We start from the raw sequence: 6,954 nt of genomic DNA, 5'->3' as shown, positions 1-6,954 counted from the left end.
GTGCGAACAGCGGGTTAACCGTCTGTCGCGAGGTGGCGTATATTACGCTTTCCTCCTTCAGAGTCAACTTCTTTTTCAGAAGTTTTTCTCCGGCGGCTCAGTTTCCTGAACCTCCCGACACCGCATTCCGTAAGCCGTTGTGCCGTGTCAGTGGAGGCGCATTATAGGCAAATATTTTAGGCTGACAAGCGCTAATTCAAATAAATCTTTCGAGTGCTCACTTTCCAGGCAATGCGCTTTAAAAACCACCCAAACCGCAACTAGCAGGTACAAAAAACGGGCATTACGCCCGTTTTTACAGAGATGATCTTACTGATGCGCCGTAATGACGTCGTCTTTTACATCCATCTCAATCACTTTGCCCGGAACCAGCGCACCAGAAAGAATCTGCTGTGCCAGTGGGTTTTCTATCTGCTGCTGGATAGCGCGTTTCAATGGACGCGCACCGTAAACCGGGTCATAACCGTTTTCACCCAGCAGTTTGATTGCGGCTTCAGAGATATGCAGCTGATAGCCTCGGTCTTCCAGACGTTTATACAACCGCTGTAGCTGAATCTGAGCAATAGAAGCAATATGCTGCTCACCCAACGGATGGAACACCACCACTTCATCAATACGGTTCACAAACTCCGGACGGAAATGCTGACCCACAACGCCCATGACCAGCCCTTTCATCTCGGCATAATTCAGATTACCGAAACGTTCCTGAATCAAATCTGAACCCAGGTTAGACGTCATGATCACAACCGTATTGCGGAAATCAACAGTGCGTCCTTGTCCGTCCGTCAACCGGCCATCATCCAGCACCTGCAGCAGGATATTGAACACATCGGGATGCGCCTTCTCAATCTCATCCAGCAGGATCACCGAATAGGGACGACGGCGAACCGCTTCAGTCAGATAACCACCCTCTTCATAGCCGACATAACCCGGAGGTGCACCCACCAGCCGCGATACGGAGTGTTTCTCCATAAATTCGGACATGTCGATACGAACCATCGCATCGTCACTGTCAAACAGGAAGTTAGCCAGTGATTTACACAATTCCGTTTTACCTACCCCGGTTGGCCCCAGAAACAGGAACGACCCGACAGGACGATTTGGATCGGCCAGACCTGCGCGGCTACGGCGAATGGCATTAGAAACCGCTTCAACCGCTTCATCTTGTCCAATCACGCGTGAGTGAAGCGACTGCTCCATACGCAGAAGTTTGTCACGCTCCCCTTCCATCATGCGAGCGACAGGAATACCGGTCCAGCGCGCCAGGACATCGGCAATCTCTACATCTGTTACGCGGTTGCGCAGCAGCTTCATGGTCTTGCCTTCAGCCTGTGTAGCGGAAGCCAACTGTTTTTCCAGCGCCGGGATCTTGCCATACTGCAGTTCTGACATCTGCGCCAGATCGCCGGAACGACGAGCCTGCTCAAGCGTAAGCCGTGCCTGCTCCAGTTCCGCTTTAATATTCTGCGTACCCGTTAACGAGGCTTTTTCCGCTTTCCACTCTTCTTCCAGCTCGGCATATTCACGCTCTTTCTGGTTTAGCTCGGCTTCCAGCATATCCAGACGCTTGACGCTGGCATCGTCAGACTCTTTCTTCAACGCCTGCTGTTCCAGCTTCAACTGGATAATGCGGCGTTCCAGACGATCCAGCGCTTCAGGTTTGGAGTCAATCTGCATACGGATACTGGATGCTGCCTCGTCAATCAGGTCAATTGCCTTGTCCGGCAACTGGCGGTCGGCGATGTAGCGGTGTGAAAGCGTGGCGGCTGCGACGATAGCCGGGTCAGTGATCTGCACGTGGTGGTGCAGCTCATAGCGCTCTTTCAAACCACGCAAAATCGCGATGGTATCTTCAACGCTTGGCTCTGCCACAAACACTTTCTGGAAACGACGCTCCAGAGCGGCATCTTTTTCTATGTACTGGCGATACTCGTCCAGCGTGGTGGCACCAACGCAGTGCAGCTCACCACGAGCCAGCGCAGGCTTGAGCATATTACCGGCATCCATCGCACCGTCTGCTTTACCCGCACCAACCATCGTATGCAGTTCGTCGATAAACAGAATGACATTGCCTTCCTGTTTTGACAGGTCGCTAAGTACCCCTTTCAGGCGCTCTTCGAATTCACCACGGTATTTCGCCCCCGCCACCAGCGCTCCCATATCCAGTGCGAGTACGCGGCGGCCTTTCAGCCCTTCAGGTACTTCACCATTGATAATGCGCTGTGCCAGCCCTTCAACGATGGCGGTTTTACCCACACCTGGCTCACCGATTAACACCGGGTTGTTTTTAGTACGACGCTGCAACACCTGGATGGTGCGGCGAATCTCTTCGTCACGCCCAATCACCGGATCTAACTTGCCTTTTTCGGCGCGTTCGGTGAGATCAATCGTGTATTTTTTTAAAGCCTGACGCTGATCTTCAGCACCTTGATCGTTCACGTTGTCGCCTCCACGAAGTTGTTCAATCGCTTTGGTGAGCTTTTCGTTGGTGGCACCTGCGGATTTCAAAATATCCGCCAGCGAGCCACGTGAATCCAGGGCTGCCAAAACAAATAATTCAGATGAGATAAAGTTGTCGTTGCGCTTCTGTGCCAGCTTGTCGCACAGGTTAAGCACTCGGATGAGATCGGCAGAAGGTTGCACATCGCCGTCGCTGCCTTCAACCTGAGGCAGACGGTCAATAGCCTGATCAATCTGCGTACGTAACGCTGCGACGTCAGCACCGGCTGAGGACAACAGCGGCGCAACAGAACCGCCCTCCTGTTTGAGCAACGCACTCATCAGGTGTAAAGGTTCAATGAACTGGTTGTCGTGTCCCAGAGCCAAAGACTGCGCGTCGGAGAGAGCGAGTTGAAATTTATTAGTAAGACGATCCAGACGCATAATTCCTCCCATTACAGGTCAAATGCTACTGGAGATTAAGATGAGGTCATTCCTCAAATTTTCAAGGTTAATGACCTGAGATAGGAGTAAAAAATGCGCTGTCTGGATCGTCTTATGGGCTAAGACTATAACAGCCAAATTAAAGTTGCCATACGGCCGGTGACACCATCGCGACGATAGGAGAAGAAATCCTCCTGCTCGTGAAAGGTGCAGCGTGAGTCCGCGCTAACGGATTTCACTCCTGCGGCGTGCAGCCGCTGACGGGCCAGCAGCCAGATGTCGGCGTAGAATTTCTCGCCCGCTGGACGAAAAGCGGCGGCGGCCTGTGGGTCTTTCTCCACAAACGCACGACGGACTTCCGCACCGACTTCAAATGCATCAGGGCCAATTGCCGGACCGAGCCAGGCGTGGATATAAGCGGGAGCAGCCTGAAACTGGGCCAGCGTATTTTCCAGTACGCCGCCACACAGCCCACGCCATCCGGCATGAGCCGCAGCTACTTCGTTGCCGTCATCCGAACAGAACAACACGGGCAGACAGTCAGCCGTCATTACCGCACACACCACCCCTGTATCACGGGTGATACAGGCATCTGCCTGCAGCGGCAGGTTTCCGCCTGCGCTGAGGCGTTCAACGTCGGTTGAATGGACCTGCTCAAGCCACTGTGGCATCGCCGGCAACGCCGCAAGCGAGACCAGCCGCTCTCGGTTAGCCGCCACATGCTGCGGCTTGTCACCCACATGGCTGCCCAAATTCAGCGAACGCCAGTTGCCCTCACTGACCCCGCCCTGACGTAAGGTTGAGGCGGCGCGCACCCGATCAGGCGCAGGCCATTGTGGAATAATCAGGCTCATAGCCAGTCCAGTTGATCCTTGAACATCTCTGTATCCGCTTTCAGCGCATCAATCAGATCGATCATGTCCTGAGGTATCGCAGCATGAAACTCCATTTCAATACCCGAGATAGGATGGTAAAGACGAAGCATCGTAGCGTGCAGCGCCTGACGATCAAATCCGCGCAGCGTGGTAATGAAGTCTTCAGATGCCCCTTTTGGCGGACGCGGACGACCACCATAAAGCGGATCGCCCACCAGAGGATGATTAATATGCGACATATGCACACGAATCTGGTGCGTACGGCCGGTCTCCAGTCGTAAACGTAACCGCGTATGGGCACGGAAATGCTCCATGATGCGATAATGGGTTACAGCCGGTTTCCCCATTGGGTGCACAGACATATGAGTACGTTTTGTCGAGTGACGGCTAATCGGTTCATCTACCGTCCCGCCAGCTGTCATCGTACCAATTGCCACGGCTTCATATTCGCGTGTAATTTCGCGACGCTGCAGTGAATCTACAAGGTGCGTTTGCGCCGGTACGGTTTTCGCCACTACCATTAGCCCGGTCGTGTCTTTGTCCAGACGATGGACAATACCTGCGCGCGGTACATCCATAATGGCCGGATAGTGATGCAGCAGTGCATTGAGTACGGTGCCATCGGGATTTCCCGCGCCCGGGTGCACCACAAAGTCACGTGGTTTATTGATGACGATGATATCTTCATCTTCGTAAACGATATCCAGCGGGATGTTTTGCGGTTCCCAGCGCTGCTCTTCTTCGATCTCTGCATCGATAGATACGCGCTCGCCGCCAAGCACTTTTTCTTTTGGCTTATCAATAACAGTGCCGTTAACACTGACGCGCTGGTCGAGAATCCATTCTTTTATGCGAGAACGTGAATAATCAGGGAACAATTCCGCCAAAGTTTGATCTAAACGTTGTCCGAGTTGTGACTCGGATACCGTTGCGGTGAGTTGAACTTGTTGTGCCATATACAGCTTCTTCGTTAACGTTGGGTTTTACGGCGATGCCGTTTAATATAATGTGCTATCGTACCTGGTCATTACCGGGAGCTATACGGACAGCTTCCGCCATAACATTTTGAGGATAATCACTTCGTCATGACGCGTATGAAATATCTGGTGGCTGCAGCCACACTGAGCCTGGCACTTGTTGGTTGTTCCGGCTCAAATGACGCGGTACCGGACAACCCGCCTTCTGAAATCTATGCTACAGCGCAACAAAAGCTGCAGGACGGTAACTTTAAAGCGGCGATTAAGCAACTGGAAGCGCTGGATAATCGTTATCCCTTCGGTCCCTATTCGCAGCAGGTTCAGTTGGATTTGATCTACGCGTACTATAAAAATGCCGATCTGCCCATGGCACAAGCTGCCATCAGCCGCTTCATGCGTTTGAATCCAACGCATCCTAATATCGATTACGTCATCTATATGAAAGGGCTGACGGATATGGCGCTGGACGATTCGGCATTACAGGGCTTTTTCGGTATCGACCGTTCCGATCGCGATCCTACCCATGCTCGTGATGCATTTCGCGACTTTGCACAGCTGCTGCGCAGTTATCCAAACAGCCAGTATGCGGCTGATGCATACAAGCGTCAGGTCTACCTGAAAGATCGTCTGGCTAAATATGAGCTTTCGGTGGCGCAATTCTATACCAAGCGTGAGGCTTATGTCGCGGTTGTTAACCGTGTTGAGGGCATGATGCGCGATTATCCGGATACGCAGGCTACGCATGACGCGCTGCCACTGATGGAAAACGCCTATCGCCAGCTGCAACTGAATGCCGAGGCGGAAAGAGTCGCAAAAATTATCGCCGCCAATAACGGCTGATACGTTTGCGCTTTTAGCCACAAAAAAAAAAGCAGCCTTTAGGGCTGCTTTTTTATGCTTGCAGTGTCCCGTCCTGAATAGCGTTGACACATTTTCCACTGGTTTTGAGGAGAATGTGATGAAACAGTATGTTAAACGCACTCAGCGGGATTACTCTCTGTCTTTTAAGCTGGCAGTCGTGGAGCAGGTTGAAAAAGGCGAGATGACTTACCGCCAGGCTCAGGAACGCTACGGCATCCAGGGATGTTCCACCGTGCTCATGTGGTTACGTAAATACGGTCATCTGGACTGGCAGTCATCCCGGCAGCGCACCACCCGTGGAGGAAACATGACAAAATCTCTCCCCCTCACACCTGAACAGCGAATCAAAGAGCTTGAGCAGCAACTGGCTGAATCCGAAGTTAAAGCGCAGTTTTTTGAAGCTGTCGTGAAGGTGATGAACACCGAATTCGGTGCCACACTCACAAAGAAGCAGTTAGCGTCCTTATCGCGAAAGCACAGACACAATCCCTGAAACTGACTGTCGTCAGGGTCTGCCGGTATTTAAAGATAAGCCGTCAGGCCTGGTATCAGGGATGCCGGCGTGAAATGCGCAGGGCTGAAAAGGCACACCGCATTACTGAAGAAGTCAGACTTATCAGGTTACAGCAGCCCCGCCTGGGTACCCGGAAACTGCAGCATATTCTTAACGAGCGGGAAGATGCCGCATTGCATATCGGGCGGGACAGTCTGTTCGCTGTGCTGCGGGAAGCCCGGTTACTGGTTCATCCGGCAAGGGCTTATCATAAAACAACGAACAGCCGTCATCATTTTTACAGACATCCGAATCTGCTGAAAGCGGGGCCGGAGCAGACGGTAATCTCCGGTCCGGAGCAGGTATGGGTTGCCGACATCACCTGGCTTCCGGTAAGAACAGGTATGGCCTACATCAGTCTGGTAACGGACGCTTTCTCACGAAAAATCGTGGGGTATCATGTTCATGAAAGTCTGCATACGGAACACGTTATTAAGGCGCTGCAAATGGCACTGAGGGAGCGGCAGGGAAAGGGCCGCCTGATCCACCACTCAGATCGCGGACTTCAGTACTGTTCGGCAATGTATCAGTCAGTGCATAAAAAACACGGTCTTGTCTGTTCAATGACGGACGGCTACGACTGCTATCAGAATGCGCTGGCAGAAAGGGTTAACGGCATACTGAAAAATGAATTACTGATTACGCGTCCGGCAGACGTGGTGCAGGCAGGCAGGATGGTCAGTGAGTCAGTCAGGATCTATAACAGCCAGCGTCCTCATCTGTCATTAAAATACAAAACGCCTGATGAGGTACATCAGGCGTTTTAAAAGATAAAAAAAGTGTCAACCTATGCCAGGACTAGTCA

The 6,954-nt window shown here is 52.3% G+C and carries 5 protein-coding genes; 2 read left to right on the top strand and 3 right to left on the bottom strand.

Annotated features, from left to right (window positions below; genetic code table 11):
* Nucleotides 1-309: 309 nt before the first annotated feature.
* The 3 genes from clpB to rluD all read right to left on the bottom strand — a co-directional run bounded on the left by clpB (nt 310) and on the right by rluD (nt 4,714).
* The gene (gene clpB, locus CMR03_RS17010; RefSeq protein WP_096012117.1) at nt 310-2,883 is read right to left on the bottom strand and encodes an ATP-dependent chaperone ClpB; all 2,574 of its coding nucleotides are present in this window, start codon (nt 2,881-2,883) and stop codon (nt 310-312) included.
* 125 nt (nt 2,884-3,008) lie between these two features.
* Nucleotides 3,009-3,737, bottom strand: a complete 729-nt coding sequence (yfiH, locus tag CMR03_RS17005; protein WP_096012116.1) for a purine nucleoside phosphorylase YfiH — start codon at nt 3,735-3,737, stop codon at nt 3,009-3,011.
* Complete coding sequence (gene rluD, locus CMR03_RS17000; RefSeq protein ID WP_063880702.1) at nt 3,734-4,714, bottom strand: 23S rRNA pseudouridine(1911/1915/1917) synthase RluD; 981 nt, start codon at nt 4,712-4,714, stop codon at nt 3,734-3,736. The genes yfiH and rluD overlap by 4 nt, the downstream gene beginning before the upstream one ends.
* Before the next feature lie 129 nt (nt 4,715-4,843).
* Here rluD and bamD point away from each other — a divergent pair, with 129 nt between their 5' ends.
* Nucleotides 4,844-5,575 (top strand): outer membrane protein assembly factor BamD, encoded by a 732-nt coding sequence (gene bamD / locus CMR03_RS16995; protein WP_063880703.1) that lies wholly within the window; start codon nt 4,844-4,846, stop codon nt 5,573-5,575.
* A 118-nt stretch (nt 5,576-5,693) separates the two neighbouring features.
* Nucleotides 5,694-6,916 (top strand): IS3 family transposase gene (locus CMR03_RS16990; protein WP_425270632.1). Its coding sequence is split into 2 segments (ribosomal slippage): nt 5,694-6,038 and nt 6,041-6,916, totalling 1,221 coding nucleotides; the frame shifts between segments, so codons are not numbered across the junction.
* The last annotated feature ends 38 nt before the right edge of the window (nt 6,917-6,954 follow it).

It is taken from the genome of Pantoea allii, from assembly GCF_002307475.1.
GTDB lineage: Bacteria > Pseudomonadota > Gammaproteobacteria > Enterobacterales > Enterobacteriaceae > Pantoea > Pantoea allii.
This window is presented reverse-complemented; position numbering and strand designations above follow the sequence as displayed.